Consider the following 18,224-nt stretch of genomic DNA (forward strand, 5'->3'; position numbering starts at 1 on the left):
CCAAATTTTTTTCTTCTATTTGTTTTTTTCAAAAACACCTCAATAAAATATTTTTTGTATAGGTTTTTATATTAATTTAATATTTTAGATAAAAAAAAAAAAAAAAAAGAAAGAGGCTCAAAATTAGGAAATTTTTAAATATTACAAGCTAAAATGGGCTTAAAAAAATAATATTAAATATAATTAATAATATCTGCCTAAAATTTGTTTATGTTTAAGGAGTAAAAATGGAAAAAGACAACAAAATTTATTTATTTTCATATGGAACTATTCAAGATGAATTGTTCTATAAAAATTTATTGTCGCCTGATTGCGTAAGAAGACCCGCTTTATTAAATGGCTATGCTAAGTGTGTTGATGAAACTGCATATTTTTTATTAAAAAAAGATATTGCCCATCAAGTTAAAGGCACTCTTTTTGAAATAACAAAGGATGAATTATTTATGATTGATAGATGAGAAATGTTTCCGCAATATCAAAGATTTCAGGCCAATGTTATTGCCACTGATACAAACGAAATTATCGAAAACGTATATGTGTATACTAAATTAGAATTTGGTAAATATTATCTAGCAACCGATGACATGGGATTTTCGACTTCGCCTAATGAAAATGAGCAAAATTTAAAAGCTTTTATCACGTTAGAACAACAAACAGAATTATTTCCGTTGGTTGATAATGCTATTTTGTATGAAATTTCCGATGAAGAATTTGAAAAAATAATTCATCTTTCGCATCCGTATGTTGCATTGATATTGGATGACCAAAAATTTAAGAATTATTTGGTTGACCCTTATGCAGTTTTAGGTATTAAAATTCATGATAAAAAATATGCTTTGTTAATTTCGTTTGGTAGAAAAAATTCATTAAATAGTATTTTTTATTATCATGCTATAGAAAATAAAATTGAAGGGGTAGAAATTATTAAAGATATTAAACCACTTTATAAATTTAATATTGATTTCTTATTAGATAAAAAGCCAATTAAGTACATTAATTTAAAGTTAGATAAAACAATCGAAAAACCTAAGTTTGGTGTATTTGAAGATATTGCCTATGAAATAACCCTTAATGATTTTGATATCGATCCATTTAGAAGATTAGATATTATTATTCATACTCTTGAAGAAAATATGAAATAACTAATGATTGATAAAGAATTAATTAAAGACGTTTCAACAAAACCTGGTGTTTATTTTTGAAAAGATAAAGATGGCAATGTTATTTATGTGGGCAAAGCCAAAAACCTAAAATCACGGATGTCACAATATTTTGACAAAAATGTTCATAATTCATTTAAAACTAGTGCAATGTTAAAACATATTGCTTCTTTTGATACAACCGTTTTTGATAAGGAATCGGAGGCCTTGATGTTTGAACGAGCTAGTATTAATAGATATAAACCTAAATATAATGTAATGCTCCCCTCTCATAATAATTATCCTTATATTTGTATTATAAAAAAAACCAATAGTATTGATATACAACTTAAAAATGAATATAAAAAACGTGATGATATTATTTATTATGGTCCGGTTGTAGATGGTGAAAAAACACGTCTATTAATTAAATATTTAGTCCATTTATTAAAAACGCAAGAAGGATTAATTATTAAAAAAATGACTCCGGTAGAGGTAGATAAGAGATTCGCAAAAGCAAAGGAAATAATAAAATTTAATAAAGAATTTAAACAAGAATTAATTAGTAAAATTAGAAGTGCCTCCTTACAACTTGATTTTAGAAGGGCGGAAGAACTTAAAAAAATTCTTGATTTTATAAACGAAAAGAATAATATCCAAAACATTAGATTAAAGACAAAAAAATCTATTGATGTATGGGGCGTATATTTATATGATAATATTTTGTTTGCTTCTATTTTACAATATCGTTATTCATTGTTAAATAATCGCCAAGACTTTCAATTTTGTTTTGAAAAAAATGAAGAAGAATTGGTATTTGAATTTATAGAAAATTTTTATAAAAACAATCTTATTCCTGATCAAATAATTATTGATGATAAATATAAAAATCAGCCTTTTAATAAAGAAATTAGAAATTCGATTATTAAAAAGAATTATAGTATAAATTCTAAATTACTTGATTTAGCTAATGCTAATGCTAAGAATGATTTAAGCAATAAAATAAAGAAAATAAAAGATAAAACAAAAACCAATGATATTCTCCAATCTTTAAAAAATATATTAAATATTGATTGTTCAAGGTTTGCAATATTCGATAATTCGTTTCAATCAGCAACTAAAGAAGTCGTTGGCAGAGGCATGATTTTTGTTGATGGAATTAATGTTAAGAAATTTAATCGTTCTTATATACTTTGCAAAAATGAAGATGCTAATTCTGATTACCATTATATGTATCAAAATATTAGTAAGTTTTTTTGTGACCATTCTATTGATGAAGATATTAATTTGATTTTTGTTGATGGCGGCGAGATTCAAATTAATGCCGCAATTAAGGCCTTGAAAAAATTTCATAAAAATGTGCCTATTTTCGGACTTGTAAAAAATAATCACCACGAGTTTGCAAGATTAATTAATGATAGTGGCGTAGAAATTAAAATTTCAGATGCTAAGGTGTTTAATTTTTTATCGCAAATTCAATATGATGTCGATAAGAGTGCTAAGGCCGTTTATAATAAAAGACACAATAAAATAATTACAGATAGTCTCTTAACAAAAATAAAAGGTGTTGGGCCTAAGATAGAACAAAAATTATTGGAAAAGTTTGGCTCATATCAGGCAATAATTGACGCAGATATTTTAGAATTATCTAAAATTATTAATACAAAAATCGCTAGTGAAATTAAGAAAATAAAAATCTAAAAGTAGGAATTTTAAATTCCTACTTTATTGTTTAAAGAAAAAAAATTCAATTTAAATTTAGATTTATTTAGGCAAAATTTTAGTTAGATAGTCTATATCATAAAAGTTGTTATATGGAATTTCAATGTCTGGTTTTACACCATCTTCTAGATTTATTTCTGATCCGTGATGTTTATATAAATAATTTAATGGTGAACTAGTTGATATTGATGTTCCATCATTTAAAACCAAGGGCAATACAGGCGCGGTCCCTCCTCCAGATTTTTGACCTATAATTTTGGCTACTTTTAGTTCCTTTATGATTCCTGAAAATGTGTTAGCAGCACTAAAAGTATTTTTGCTAGTTAATATATAGTAATTAAAGTTTTCAAATGCATCATTATCATAATAATTGCCGTCCTTGTTAGCATCGATTTTATATTTTTGTGTTTCTATAATACCAGAAAGTAGTGATTTACTATGCACAACAATGTCCTTATTTGTTAATAAACCAACAGCACGATACATTGCTCCAATATTTCCACCACCATTTCTAGAAATATCAATCACAACATTTTTAATATTTTTTTGTTTTAATATTTTTTGTAATGTATTTCTTAAAAATTCAAATGTGTCACTTTTGATATTTTTTGCATAAATTTCATTATTAGATGCTGTTTCAAAATTGTCGATAATAATATATGCTAAGTTACCATTTATAATAAAGCCATCTTGTTTAATTTTTTGCTCAAGGTATTCATTAACTTTGGCATATTCACTTCGTTCAGTTCCATATAATTTAGATGCATAATCATTGATTTTTTTACTATTGTTTGTGAATATATTTAACATATTAATTCTAGTATGCAAGTCATTTAATTTGTTAAAGAATAATTTTGCATATGCCTTGTTATATATATCGGGATTATTGTTTAATAATTCTTTTTTTATATCGCTTATATACTGTTGAAAGTTTGATATATTTTTATATGATTTAAGTCCATAAAAATTATCAAGGGTAAATAAGAGATTATCAAGATTATAAATTCGATCCTGTGTTGTTTCTTTATCCGCCGACCATGAACCTTGTTGATATGAGTAAGCGTCATTTTCATCTTCCATTAGTGAAAAAAATTTACCATAAACCGCATCGCCATTATAGTAGAGATTGTAATAGTTTTGACTACAAAATAAGGTATTAAAAATACTTAAAGGAATAAAAGTTCTTCTCCCCTCTTTAAAAATATCGATGTGATAACTTCTTAGATCAAATTTGATAGGTCCGTTTAAGTCGTCAATATTTTCAATTTTTGAGCCTTCATAACTTATGAAGCGTGAGTAATTAGTTGAATTGCTTTGCTTAACAAAATTAAAAAATGCTTCGTTGCTAACACTAATAATATCACGATCTGCGTCAATATACATTAATTGATTATTTGAAACTAGTTGTGTTGCATTGATGTCATAAGTCGGTATTTTTCTAATTAGGGAAGTATCAACGAAGCCATTTAAAACACCTAACATTTCCTCAATAGCAACATATGGTTGATGAATTTTATTGTCAAGAAAATATAAGTTTAGATTTTTATTTTTTATTGAATAATCTTTTGATGATAAATTTATAAATTTTGTTTTCTTGATATTAAAAATTTTAGAAGGACCATTGTCTAAATAATCAAAATCACTATAACATGAAACAGCACTCAATGATATTAGTGGTAATGGTGTACCTAATATAAATAAGAACTTTTTCTTCATATTTTAATTCCCTCTTAATTCCCTATAATATTGAAATTTTACGCTTTTATTAAGGTTCATTATCAAAATTATTGATTTACTTATACAAAGATGTGAAATAGATTAATTTAATTAGTTTCTTTATAAAAACTTATTGATTTTGAAAAATTTATAAGTTTGTGTTGCTCTATACAAGAACAAAATTTTTTGATATTTGAAATTAAATATTTATTTTCCCAATTTTATGATTTAAAAATAAAAACTCAACTTAAATTAAGATAGATTTATGATTTTATTTAATTGTTTAACTACAATTTTATCAAAATTTTGCATCTTTTATTATAGGATAATAGCCTATATAAAAAGCTCATATTTTGATATCAAAATTCATTTTATATGTATTGTGATAATTAATGCAAAAATAAATTTTATAAAAAGCGTTCTTAAATTTATTTTAGTGCTAAAATATTATATGCAACGGTCGTGTAGCTCAGGGGATAGAGTACGTGCCTTCTAAGCATGTGGTCGCAGGTTCGAATCCTGCTACGATCGCCATTTTTTTTATTCTTTTTTTATACTAAATTATTAATAAAACTTAATTTAATTGTTTTTAATACAAAATAAGAAAAGACCCAAATCTTTTTATTTAAATTTGAGTCTGATGTTTTTTTGATATTTTTATTTTTTAGTTATTAGTATAGGTTTGAGGTTTATTGATTAGTTGTTCAAGTTTCTTTGATTTTTCAACTAATTCTTGACTTGTTTTTTCTAATTCTTTTTTAGCATTTGTATTTGCTAAATTTGCTTCTTCTTTTTCCTTTGTTTTACTTACTAAAGTTTGGTTTAGGTTTGTAATATCTTTATTTATAGTTTCTAGTTTTTCTTCTTGTTCACTTATATCTTGTGTTGTTTCCTTTAAGACACTTTGAGATTCGCTAAGTTGTTGTTTGGTTTTTTGCAACTCGTTATCTTTATTTTTTAATTGCTCAATTGTGTTATCTAGATTTTGTTGTGCAATATCCAATAATGATATTGTATTATCTTTATTATTTTGAATTTTTTGTTGCTCTAATCTTGTGAATTCGAGATTTTTGTTTATTTTATTTATTTCTGCAATTTTTTTATCCTTTGATTGTGTCAGAGTTTTTAACTCAGCTTCCTTTTCTTCTTTTTTGTTTAAAAACATTTGAATATCACTATTTATTTTTTCTAATTTTGAATCATCATTAGCTTTAGTATCTTTGATTTTTTTAATTTCTTTATTTGCTGCTTGTAATTTTAAGTTTATATTTTCTATATTTTGAGCTTTATTTGCTACCTTCTTATTTGCTTCTTCTAAATCCTTTTGTGCTTGTGCATTTGTGTTTTCAGTTATGGTTTTTGATTGATTTGAGTTATTGATAGCATGTTCTATATTTTTAATATTTTCATTAACAATGCTAATTTGATTTGCTAATTTGTCAGCTTCTTGTTGTGTATTTTGTTTTGTAGTTTTAGAATCTTGCAATGCTTGTTGTTCATCATTTAATTGCTTTGATATGTTGTTTAATTCTTGATTTTTATTATTTAGTTTTTGGGTTGCTAATTTATGTTCAAAATCTGCTTTTTCCTTATTAGCTCGGGCTTTTTGTTCTTCTAGTTTTGCTATTTCATGTGCATTATTTTTTTTGTTTACTTCTTTTTGTTTTTCATCTATTGTTTGTATCGTGGTTTGAAGTTGGGTTTCGAGATCACTTTTATTTTTTAGAGTTTCCTTTAAATTATTATCGGCTTCTAGTTTGGCTAAGGTTGATTCTTCTTTATTTTTCTTAATTTCCTGAATTCTAGCGTTTGTTTCTTTTAATTTAGCGTTCGCTAATTCAAGAGCACTGGTTTTTTGTGTTACATTTTTATTAGTTTGACTCAATTCGCTTTCAGCTCCGTTATTTTCTGTTTGCAATGTTTTGCTTGAATTAGTTAATGGAGCTAATGAAAGGTTGATTTTAGCAATTTCATTATCTATTTGATTTATTTTTGTTTCAGTTTCTTGTATTTTTTGTTGTAATAAATTTTTATTTGTTTCTACATTATTTAAGGTATCTATAGCTTTTTGTTCTTCTGCAATTTTTGTATTTAAGTTTTTTATATTACTTTCATATTCTTTTTTAGCTTCTTGTAATTCTGCTATATTTGATTGTTTTGTAGCATTAGCATTCTGAAGTTCTTGCTTCGCAGCATTTAACTCTCTTTTTATCCTATCTATCTCATTATTTTTTGCTTGAATAGAAGATTTTGTTTGCTCAAGTTCACGCGTTGCGTTATTTTTTTCACGTTCAGCATTGTTGTATTCTTGTTGAACATTATCTTTTTCTTTAGTTTTTTCGGCAAGTATTTTTGTTTTTTCTTCTAATACCTTTTGGGCATCGTTATATTTTTGCTCATAGGATTCTAACTTAGAATTAAGGCGCAATATGTCATCATTATAATAATCGTTTTTCTCCTCTTCTAATTCTCTTATTTCTTTTTCTATTTTTTTTATAATTGACGCACCACCATATGTTATTGGCTCATCATGTTTGCGTTCAGATTCTAAATTTCCTTCTGTTTCTTTCGTTAGCGCCTCAAATATTTGGGCATATTGTTTTTCTATTTCTTTTTCAAGTTTTTTTATTTCATTATCAAAGTCTATCTGGTATTTTTTATTTTGTTCTATTAACTTATCATATTCATTTTTTACATTTTCGTAATTATTATTTTCTACTTTTGCGGTTTCAAATGCTGATTTTTTTCTTTTTTCCGCTTTTCTAAATTCATTAGTTGCCTGAGCTAAAATTTGACTAATTCCGTCTAATTCGGTGTTTTTTTCTTGCAACACTTGCATATTATATTGTTCTAAACGTTGTAGATTTGATAAATTAGTTTCTTCTATTTCTAATTCTTTTTCTTTTTTAGATACAGCAACTGATTTATCTTTAATTGAGTTGTTAGTTTCATCTAATTTATTTTCAGTTTCTGTGACTTTTTGTTTACTTGTATCTAATGCACTTGAAGCTTTGCTTTTTTCTTGTGATTTGGTAGTTTTGGAAGCGGTTTTTTGTTTTATTTCTTCCGTGTATTTTTGTAGGTCTTGTTCTAGTTTTGCTTTTTCTTGTTGTAGTGAACTCTTTAGATTATTTTGTTGTTGCAATTCTTTATTTTTTAGAGCAATATCATTTTGATTTTGCGAAAGTTTTTGCTTAGCTTGTTTTGCTTTTTCTATTGCACTCTTTTGAGACTCATTTGCCTTTTTTAATGCATCAATCGCACTTTGTAAATCATTTGCTAATTGCAAAATTTTGATTGATTCCTCTTGTAAATTATTGTTGATATTTAAAAGGTTTGTATCAGCCTCTTCTTTTTTAGTTTCTAGTTCTTTTATTTGTCTGTTTGTGTTTTCTAGGCTTTGCTTTGTTGCTTTTTGTGCTTCCTGAGCTTGTACTAGTTCTTTATTTGCCTCTATTAATTCATTATTTTTAGTTGAAATTTCACTTGCTTTTTGATTTAGTGATTGTGTTGCTTGTGTTAGCTTTTCATTTGCTTTTGTAACTTCTTGTTGTGCTTTATTTTGTTCAACCATTAATTGTTTTTTTACATCGGTTTTATCTAGAATTTCTTTTTCTTTTTTGCCTATATCTAAACTAATTTTATCAAGAAGTTGTTGCACACTTTGTTTCTGAGTTTCGAGAGTTTCTTTTTGTTTTTGTGTAAGTTCTAATTCCTTGTTTTTTAGTGAAATTTCGCCTTGCTTTTCTAGCAGGTTTTGCTTTGCTTGTTCAGCTTTTTCTACTTTATTTTTTTGATTCTCATTCTCTTTTTTTAATTCATCAATAGCAGAGTGCAGTTGCATTGTTATTTGATCGATTTTGTTGGTTTGTTCTTGAAAACTGTTGTTATTTTGTGATAAATTTGCTTCAAGATTTTTTCTTTGTTTTTCGAGGTCTATGATTGTTTGATTAATATTATCTAAATTTTGCATTGAATTATTTAGGGTTTCCTGAGCTTGTGCTAGTTCTTTATTTGCCTCTATTAATTCATTGTTTTTAGTTGAAATTTCACTTTGTTTTTGTGCTAAAAGATGATCGGTTTGTTTGATCTTTTCTTGTAGTTTATTTATTTTCTCTTGATTGTCATTTTTTTGTGCTTCTAGTTGATTTCTAACATTAGTTTGTGCCTGAATTTCAGATTCTTTTTGGCTAATTATGTTGTTAATTCTTTCTAGATTTTTATCGGCATTTTGTTTTTGGTTATTTATTAGTTCTTTTTTATTTTTTGCTTCTTCAAGCTCTTTGTTTATTAAAGAAATTTCGTTTTGTTTTTGGACTAAATTTTGGTTAGCCTCATATGATTTTTGTGTTGCATTTTTTTGGTTATGGTCAGCTTGCTTTAATTCAATAATTGCCATTTGAAGTTCTTTGATTATTGCACTTAGTTTTTTTGAATCAATAGAAGGATTTGTTTTTGGCGAGTCTTTATCTTTTTTTAGATTTTCATTCTGTTTTTTTAATTCCTGGTTTCTTGTAAGTGAATCTAAGAGTTTTCTTTCTAAATCTTCTTTAATTTTTTGTGCTTCTTTTAATAGTTTATTTGTTTTTTCTTGTTCTATTGCTTTCTTATTAAGTTCAGTTATATTGTTTAATGTCTTGAATTTATGGCTTAAAATAGGTTTATTTTTAAAAATTATTTGAAATTCATAATCAGTGCTAGATTCTAAAGGAGCTTCGTTTCTTTTCTCACCCCAAGAAATGGTTTCATTATTTTTGTTTATAATGTATTTCTTTTCAAGAAAAGCTTTTGGATTATTTTCGGGAAAGATTCTTGCTGTAAATTCGGTGTTTTCATAATTTTTATAGTTTTTTAGTATAAATGAAGCTGAGTTACTAGTTATTTTTTGTTTGTTTATTTCTAACTTATTTTGGTTATTGCTAACTAGGTATGCTGTTATTATGGCACCAGTTGCTAATGTTGCTGCTATTGCTAGTTCTGCTCCTAGTAAAACTCTAGGTGTTTTTTTCTTTTTTGTTTTAATTTCATGTTTGTTTTCAGTCATATTTAAACCTTTTCTTATGTTTTGGTATTTAATTTTTTTACTAATATAATAATGTTTTTTTTTTTTTTTTGAATTTCGGGTTATGAACATTGGGCAGGGTTATAAATTGGGCATCAAATTTGAATTTATTTTGCTATTGAAATGTGAAATTTACTAGCTTTTTTAAAATTTAGCCTGGTTAATTTTGCTTTTTTTTTTTAAAAAAAAAAAAAAAAAAATAGAGTTTTAATAATTGCGTAACAATTTATTATTAAAAACTCTATTTTGAATTAGATTATTGACATTACAATAGAAAGAACAAGAACAAACAAGATTATGCCGATTACTGAAATTGAAAGTTTTTTTAATTTTATAGTACCGAGTTTTTTGCTTTTTATAGCAATAAAGGTAATTGCAATTATTGTTAATAATGCACTAATTGCAAATATTGCATAACCAGCTTGGTTTAAAGCTTTTTTTCCTTCTAGATTATTATCTTTAATTTGAATTTCTGCTTTTAGATATGAATTTGTAAATTTTTCTTTGTCTTCTTTTTTATCTGGTTTTTTATTATCGATTAAAGCAGCAAGAATATCAAATCTTTCAATAATGTTTTTGACTTGTTTAGTGTAATTATCATATCAGCTAAAAATATTAATAGTTCTTGAACCAGTTGAAGAAATTAAACGAGATATTTGTTTATTTATAAGGTCATAATATTGATTTATTAAATTTAAATCAAATCCATTTTGAGCAAAGTTTTTCTTAATAATGTCTTTATTTATCTTAATTATTTCTTCAAATTGTATTAAAACAGCTTTAAGAGAGTTAGCAAGACTACTAAAATAATCTACACCATTGATTGTTGAAGAAAATAAACTAGTTAATAATAGATAATTTGAGTTTTTAATGTCGGCTTCGATAACAGATTTGTTATTTTCGTTTTTTAAGAGATTTTCAGCAGCTTTTGTGATTATATCGTTAGCAGCATTTACATACGATTCTTTATTAGTGATTAAAACCCCTGTACCAACCATATTATATAAAACGCTACGTAGCGTATCATTTCTTAAATCATTATAGTTTATTTTGTCATCAATTCCCAAAGCGGTAAATATTTTGCTAAATAGTTGTTTATTTTCTTTAATTATTTCTTCATATGCGTAATTGAGTGATTCTTGTTCCGGAGAAGTATCAATATTTATTTTAATTACATAATCACGACTCTTTTTAGGATCTACTCTATCACTAATTCTCACTGTTGCTGATAATGAATTTCCACCTTCACTTTTTAGATTAATTACGCTATATTTAAATCTAGTGTTAATGGCATTATCAAAAAAGAATATCTTTTCTTTTTCTTCTGCTTTTGAACTATCAAAAAACGTTTTTAGATTGTTTGCTGTTTTAGATGTGTAAATTGAAGAAACATTAGGTATTAGCGAAGGAAGAGCTTGAATTTGCTCTTGGGTATCAATTTCTTTTTGTTGTTTATCCCCAGGAATTATTGGCGGTTTTCTTATTGGTTCATCTTCTTTTTTATTTTTTTGTTCATCAAGAATGAATTTTTTATTCTGTTCAAGATCAAATTTAACAAATTTCTTATGCAATTTCGAAACAATGTAATCTTCTCATGATGCAAAGTCTTTGGGCTGAGTAAAACTAAAACCATTAATTGTATTTTCTTTTTCTTTGAAGGTGCCGAATTTAATATTAATTTGTTCTCCTATTTTAGGAATGTCTACCTTGTCAAAAAGCATGTTTGGAAGTTGCTTTTGCAACGCACCAAAGTAATCCTTTATTAATTTATCAAGTCTTTGTTTGGTAATTGTATTAAGTTGTTCTTTATCTTTTGTAATTTTTCCATTTGGCTTAATTTGTTCTTCATAGTTAGTTTCTTTAGTTTTTCCGACCTTTATGTTATCAAATTTTTGCCCTTCGTATTCAACTACAGATGGAATGTAATTTTTATTAGTTGACATTACATATGGAAAAACAATTGTGAAACCAAGGTTATTCATATGCTTAGTTTTTAATGCATCTTTGTTTTTTTCAAGATACTGTTGTAGGACTTGGATGTAGATGAGTTTTTCTAAATTAGGTTTAAAATCCTTGTCTAAATCTTTCAACAATTTTCCTTTTTCATTATCAAGATATTTAATGGTAAAGTCAATTATTTTTTCAACATTTTTTTCCACATTATCTTTTGTAAATTTGGCAAAGGTATCAAAGTCGAGAGCTAGGCTAGGTTTTTCTGGAGCTTTTGGTTTTTGCTTGTTTGGATCAGCGGGTTTTTGAGGCGCATCTTGTTTGAGTTCTTTTGTTTCGTCTTGACGATTGTAGGCAGAAATAAGAGCTAACGAGGGAAGCGGGATCACACTGATTAAACTTAAAGAGAATAATTTATTTTTTAATTTCATAATTTTCCTCCTTGACTAATTTTAGTTTTTGCTCCATTTTTAGCATATATAGCCTTTGTTTTAAATGCTTTTCTTCAAGAAATTGGTCAAGACTTAGTCCAATTTTTTGCAATGATTCATAGTAATTAATTTTAGTTGTTATTTCTTTGATTTGCAAATTATCAAATTTTATCTTATTGTTTTGTTTGTATAATTCTAACTTACTAAATGAATTAATGTTAATTTCGTTTTCTTTGATGATTATATTTGCGTTAATTAAAAATAAAAATAATTCTTTTTCTTGATCAAGGTCTCTAATTTTAATAACTGTGTTTTCAAATGCCATCATTGAATTCGAATTAGCAAGACCCCACTCATCCTCTTCATCAATATTGATAAATAATATGGCATTTCTGATTGATAGATGTTTATTACCAATGAAGTGAATATTAATTTTAAATGAATTATTATTAATCATTATTTAATACCCCCAAAACCTTCGTTTGCTTTTGTTAATAAAACAATTTCTTCAATTTCCTTTTCGCGTTTAGTACGAATTATTTTTTTCTTAACCTTTGCAATATCTTCTTCAATTTGATTAATAATTTTATTGGTTGTAACAAGGTCATTTTTGGCATTGTAGAAAAATGACTCAATTAACAATGAATATATAGCATTTTCTAAAATGATGTTTATTTCATTTTCAACAAAATCCTCAATACCGGGATAAATTTTATAACCAGAAATATCACCAACTGAATTTTGTTTATCAACTTCATTTACTAGTTTATTAATGTTGAATTCATCGATAGGAAGAACTGTAAAGTGCCCGTTATAATTTTTGTTGGTATTAAGAACAAAATTAACTTTTGAATAGTTATTATCTATATATAAGGTCTTAACTAATTGACTAACTCTTCAAGCAAGATTGGTAGCCTGTTTTTCTTCTTCACCAAAGGATTTTATTACGTTAAACTTGTTTTGATTGCAAAATTCACTAGCTCTTTGGCCAATTGTTATAAAATCATCGTGTTTAGGATTTACATTTGTAAGTAGCTTTTTTTCATATCTACTATATGAATCTGTTGAGTATTTTTGGTTCTCGGTCAAATAAATCCAAAGTACTGATCGTTTTTTAAATATATTACGTAATTTTTGAATAGTTTTATTATTATTTTCAGAATCATTAATTAACTTATTTTTTATTGTGTATTTTTCCTTAATAGCATTGATTAAGTTGATATTTAGCAATGCATTAGAAATATTGAATTTTAGCTTTCTCGTAAGCTTCATTATCTCAATCAAAAGAATATTTTTGGAATTATTTACCTTTGTCAATATTCCTTCAAGGTTTTGTAATTTTTCTTCTCATTTTTTTAAATGCATACTATCATCCTATAATACTTTTTTCGTTGTAAAATATGTTTAATAAATTAGATTCATTATCTGTTTTAACAATAATATTTTCAATAATTTCAACAAAGAAATTCTTATTTAATAATTGCTTTATCTCTTCATTGAAGTAAAGTGCTATTTTTGATTTAAATAGGTTAGTTTCAGTTCTTAGATTAATTGATTCAATATTTGTTGATGGAAATTGCTTTATAAATGGTACTAGGTAGTAATTATTCAATCTTTCGTCCAATTTATAGGATAAAACAAATTCATCCAAAATAATTTCATATTTTTTATTTTGAGCCTGTTTTAGATAATTAAACAATTTTTTAACATCTATATCCTTTGATTTTGTTTGAGCTTTTAATTGAATTGTTGACATTAATTTATCAAAGGAGATAAAGTTAGGTTGTTTCTTTAGTTGCATGAAATCATAATTAAATACTTCTAAATCATTTTGTACAGCTTTTAAAATATTTTGTTCTTTCCTACTTAACTTCATTTGAAACTCCTTGGTTTATGACATTATTTTTCTTTGTAATTACTGTTAGAGTTCAAATTAGATTTATAACAGTTGATATGTTAAATAAAACAGCAAAACTTAAAGTAGTGATTACAAAAATTTGGTCCAGCGAAAGTTTTGAAGGAATATTATAGAATGATTGGTTATTATTTGAAAGTAGTAATGCATTTAAACCGTTAATTATTAGGGTAAATATTACTAATAAAACTAAGCTCTTCAATATTATTGAAACATATATAGGTTCATTTGAAGTTTTGTATTTATAAAGCATTAATATTATAATGCTGAATATTGAAGAAAATAAAAGAGTAATATTTGTGACAATAATTTCTTGATTTTTTAAACTTACAATTGCGGTTATTATTCAAATTAGTGTAAAAATAAAGCCGGTAAAAATTGTATTTAATAAAACTCCTTTAATTTTTAGTGGTTTTAGAAAACTTACTAGGACATAACTAATAAAAAATAGGACAATAAATATTAAGCCAATAAGATAAATATAATTTCTTGATGGTTTTTCAGCATCAATGACATTTGAACTTGTTTTATAAAATAGTGCACGAATAAATCAAATTACAGTAGTAAAGGCAAAACCAATATAAAGAAGTAGTCTTTCTCTAGATTCATTATTTTTTTGTTGTTTTGATGCAGTTCATAAAATTCTTTCGATATTAATCCCAAATATTAGCACTCCTAATGTGACAAAAATTAGAATTAAGTAAAATAGATTAATTCCACTTTTTTGTGAAAATAAACTTATAAAGAATTGATGTACAGGGTTATTATCTAGAAAATCAAATTTTTGCTCATCTTTTTCGATGGTGAATATTCATGCTGATATCGTAGCCATAAATCCTATGACTAAAATTGATCGAGAAATAATTGAAATAATAAGAGTTTTTTTGTTTTTATAAAATAAAGGATTTGTTTTTTTCTTTAATTTGTATGTATAAATTGCATAGGCAACATCGACAATTAATAATATAACTGATAAGAATGATAAATAGTAGTAACTTAGTGTTTTTTCATTAAACATCGTAAATAACAATATTACAGAAATAATTGATAGGGTTGAATATATGACAAATCAAGGTATATATTTTTTAGCCGATTCTTTATGGGTGAAGATATTAGAAAAGTTTTTGCTAATTGTGTATAAAAAGATACTAATTAATAGTGAAATTCTGAATATAGCGAGGTAATTAATACGTTCCAATGATAAACTTGAAAAGTTTAGGAAGTATTCAGGGGTATTTGTAAAAGGAGCGAAAAGTTTTGTTGAAAAAATTGTTATGGGGGCAAAAAATAAGATTAATCCTGATAAAAAAATAAACAAGGAAATGATAGTAATTTTCAAGATTGATACTAACAGATTTTTTCGTTTATTATTGAATAATGACTCAAAGTCATCATATATGCGATTTTCTTTGACTGTGGAATTTTGCATTATCTTGTGGTTCCTTTCTTAAATTTAAATTGCTCTGGAATATTCTCATCACCTAATCCGTTTGCAAATAGGTTAGTTTTTTGTAGATTTGGATAAAGATTTTTTAGAGCTTGTCTATATGATTTTGTTTGATCCTTGCCACCACCATAAATTAAGTCATATTCTGGAAGATTATATGTCCCGAATAAACCTTGATAATTAAAACCTTCTGATCTAAACGCAAGAGCAAGCCCAGTTCTTGCGAATTGATTGGTTGTATGGTGAATAGCAACTAATTCATTATTTTGGTTTCTAATTGATGAACCAGATGATCCGCCAGCTGGTGCTCATCTTCTTGGTAGATAGTTAAGGCTCATGCTGATATATTTCTTATTTTCATATTCAAATAATTTATCACCATTGATTGGCGCACTAATAAAAGAATCTAGAACCCCAGGTTTGTCAGCGAATGAACGATAACCAATTTGATATGATAAATAATTTCCTCTATTTAGCACATCGCTAGGGAATGAAGATGGCCCGTTTTCAGAATTGGTTAATTTTGCATCATAAAAGTCATAATTAGCATTAAATCATAAACTAAATGAATAACCAAACTTTGCCCTTTCTCTTTGATCATCATCGATGTATGCTTTTAAATAGAAATCTTCACGGGCGCTTGGCCATCCAACGGCAAATAAATGATCAAGACTAGGTGGAATCTTTCCACTTAACGGATAATCTATTGCTTGATAATCCACAAGATATGATTTGCTTCTAAATTTGATATGAGATTTTTTATCATTGGCATAATCATTTGTAACTTCTTTAGCTAGATTGAAATCTTTTTTAGCCTTTAAAACTTCAGTTAAGGTTGTTGAATTAGAGGATGCTGAAAAATCTTTAATTTTTTCAAAGTCAATTTCAATAACAGCAAAATCAGCAAATTCTTCAACACCTTCATAAATTTTCTTTTGACGTTCTGATAAAAAATCAGTTGGATGAGTGCTTAGGTAGTCAGTTGCATTAAAAATGGTTCTAATTGCATCTTTATTTTGAGTTCCAAAAGTTGTGATATTGTCATCCATATCTGATATTCTTAGTTTTGCTCCGCTATGAATGTCTTTATTAATTCTTGTTAATGAAAATCCACTTAAATCCTTAGTTATAGCCCTTGCAACGTGGGCATTTGTTCCAAAATATCATTTAGTTGGATATTTTCCTGTGTTATCTGGTTGAAAGTCTAGAATTCACATAGTACCAGATTCAACATTATTTTCCTTCTTTGATTCAGCACGTTTTTTATATTCATTAATTTTTTGCTCTAATTCCTTAATTTCTGCCGGTCTTGTATGTTTTTCAAAATGAGTTATTCTATCATCATATTCTTTAAGACTTTGTGTTTTTTGCTTGTTAAGACTTTCCACAAGATGTTCATCAGTATTTTCTTTTATTTTTTTATCTCAATCTGCTTCAACTTGTTTTTTATCTTCTTTTAGCTGAGCAATTTTTTCTTGAATTTTTTTCTTGAAGGTTTCTTCATTTTTTTCATCTTTTCAGAATTTAATTAAATCATTAGATTCAGAAATTTCTTTTTCATAAGTTTTGTAATTACTTATTGAAATCGAAAATGTTTGTTTAGCTATTTTTAGATACTGTTCGTTAATGATTGTTCTTGCGACACCGATGGTTTTAAAGATATCTGGTTTTCCTAATGAATCAATTAAACTAGGTTGCTTACCAACCTCAACACCATTTAATTCCAATCCATCTAATGTGCCATCTTGTTTGTATGTAGGGACACTGAAACCTTTGTAGGCGGAATTTTCATAGGTATCTAATTTTAATTCTTGCGCTTTTTGATCAAATTCTTTTTTCTTTGCATCGCTTATATTTAGGAAAGCTCTGAAATCTTTTAAATTATTAATACCGTTTTTCTTATAATTATCTTTCAGTCTTTCTACATATTCATTGTTATCTTTTTTATAACGATCATATTGACTTAATTTTTGATATTTTTGAATTTCACTTTCTTCAATTTTTTCATCAGAAACTCTTCCATTAGGTCTATTACCTTCACTATCAACATTGAAATTATTTTTGTTTAAACCTGATAGTTTAAATTTGTAATTTTTTTGCGTGTTAGTTGCTTTGTTTCTAAATACAAGTCTAATTTCAGCTTCGCCAGTGGTGTTGGCCTTATCTGCCAAATCAATATTAAAGACACTAAATTCAATTTTTTTGTTTATCGCATCATCTTTGGCTTTTATAACCAGTGATGCATATTGTTTTTGAAGTTGACTAGGAAAGATTTGTTTTTTTTCATGATAAGGGAAGAGATTTTCAAAAGATAAAACAAAATTAGTCTCAATATCTTGGGAACTAGTTAATCTATTAAAATCAGCTAAAAATTGTTCATCAGAATATTTAAGAGTGCTATCAATTTTTGGTTTACCATCGTTTTCTTCGTTAATTTTGCGAATATTTTCTAGTTCACTAGAAATTTGATTGTTTAGTTGAGATAATTTAGTTTTTGCTTTTTTTAGTTCAATGTTACTAATGTTATTATCTTCAAGCAATTCATTAATTTTTTTAATTTCATTTTTTGATTCGATATAGGCCTTGCTTTTGAAATTTGTTTTATTTTCATTTTCAACATTTTTTAATAAACCTTCTAATTTAGTAAGGGCTTCTTTAACTAAACGCTTTTCTTTATCTTGCTCATTTTCACATGAAATTAAGCCTAGAGTAGGCAGAAAACTTAATACCGATGATGATATTAAAATATTTAGCAAAGTGCGTTTTTTCTTTGTATTCATAATCTTTACTTTCAAATGCTATATTTTTATAATTTATAGTTTAAGGTTTTAATTTATAAATT

At 26.2% G+C, this 18,224-nt stretch carries 10 protein-coding genes and 1 tRNA gene; 3 read left to right on the forward strand and 8 right to left on the reverse strand.

Annotation, left to right across the window (positions count from 1 at the left end):
- Nucleotides 1–227: 227 nt before the first annotated feature.
- Entirely contained in the window at nucleotides 228–1,142 is a 915-nt protein-coding gene (locus ACWXVU_RS00290; protein WP_438340751.1) for a gamma-glutamylcyclotransferase, read from the forward strand.
- 3 nt (nucleotides 1,143–1,145) lie between these two features.
- Complete coding sequence (gene uvrC, locus ACWXVU_RS00295) at nucleotides 1,146–2,840, forward strand: excinuclease ABC subunit UvrC (protein ID WP_456011877.1); 1,695 nt, start codon at nucleotides 1,146–1,148, stop codon at nucleotides 2,838–2,840.
- Between the two features lie 63 nt (nucleotides 2,841–2,903).
- On the opposite strand, the gene ACWXVU_RS00300 is transcribed toward uvrC, so the two are convergent.
- On the reverse strand, nucleotides 2,904–4,577 hold the full coding sequence (locus ACWXVU_RS00300) for a S41 family peptidase (protein WP_456011879.1): 1,674 nt from the start codon (nucleotides 4,575–4,577) through the stop codon (nucleotides 2,904–2,906).
- A gap of 458 nt (nucleotides 4,578–5,035) precedes the next feature.
- Between ACWXVU_RS00300 and ACWXVU_RS00305 the strand changes: the two genes are divergently transcribed.
- A tRNA-Arg gene (locus ACWXVU_RS00305) sits at nucleotides 5,036–5,111 on the forward strand.
- Between the two features lie 130 nt (nucleotides 5,112–5,241).
- Here the strand turns inward: ACWXVU_RS00305 and ACWXVU_RS00310 are convergent.
- From ACWXVU_RS00310 to mip, 7 genes are all read right to left on the reverse strand, one after another.
- Nucleotides 5,242–9,621, reverse strand: coding sequence for a hypothetical protein (locus ACWXVU_RS00310; RefSeq protein WP_456011881.1), 4,380 nt, complete (start codon nucleotides 9,619–9,621; stop codon nucleotides 5,242–5,244).
- 269 nt (nucleotides 9,622–9,890) lie between these two features.
- Nucleotides 9,891–12,020: an MSC_0620 family F1-like ATPase-associated subunit gene (locus ACWXVU_RS00315; protein WP_456011883.1), complete on the reverse strand. Its 2,130-nt coding sequence runs from the start codon at nucleotides 12,018–12,020 to the stop codon at nucleotides 9,891–9,893.
- Nucleotides 12,004–12,477: an MSC_0621 family F1-like ATPase epsilon subunit gene (locus tag ACWXVU_RS00320; protein ID WP_438340756.1), complete on the reverse strand. Its 474-nt coding sequence runs from the start codon at nucleotides 12,475–12,477 to the stop codon at nucleotides 12,004–12,006. The genes ACWXVU_RS00315 and ACWXVU_RS00320 overlap by 17 nt, the downstream gene beginning before the upstream one ends.
- The gene (locus ACWXVU_RS00325) at nucleotides 12,477–13,385 is read right to left on the reverse strand and encodes an MSC_0622 family F1-like ATPase gamma subunit (protein ID WP_455966328.1); all 909 of its coding nucleotides are present in this window, start codon (nucleotides 13,383–13,385) and stop codon (nucleotides 12,477–12,479) included. The genes ACWXVU_RS00320 and ACWXVU_RS00325 overlap by 1 nt, the downstream gene beginning before the upstream one ends.
- Before the next feature lies 1 nt (nucleotide 13,386).
- Nucleotides 13,387–13,896: an MSC_0623 family F1-like ATPase-associated protein gene (locus tag ACWXVU_RS00330; protein WP_438340758.1), complete on the reverse strand. Its 510-nt coding sequence runs from the start codon at nucleotides 13,894–13,896 to the stop codon at nucleotides 13,387–13,389.
- Entirely contained in the window at nucleotides 13,883–15,364 is a 1,482-nt protein-coding gene (locus ACWXVU_RS00335; protein ID WP_438340759.1) for an MSC_0624 family F1-like ATPase-associated membrane protein, read from the reverse strand. Before ACWXVU_RS00335 ends, ACWXVU_RS00330 begins: the two co-directional genes overlap by 14 nt.
- Nucleotides 15,364–18,162 (reverse strand): Ig-specific serine endopeptidase MIP, encoded by a 2,799-nt coding sequence (gene mip / locus ACWXVU_RS00340; protein WP_438340760.1) that lies wholly within the window; start codon nucleotides 18,160–18,162, stop codon nucleotides 15,364–15,366. The genes ACWXVU_RS00335 and mip overlap by 1 nt, the downstream gene beginning before the upstream one ends.
- Between the last annotated feature and the right edge of the window lie 62 nt (nucleotides 18,163–18,224).

Source organism: Mycoplasma sp. 2575, assembly GCF_053851635.1.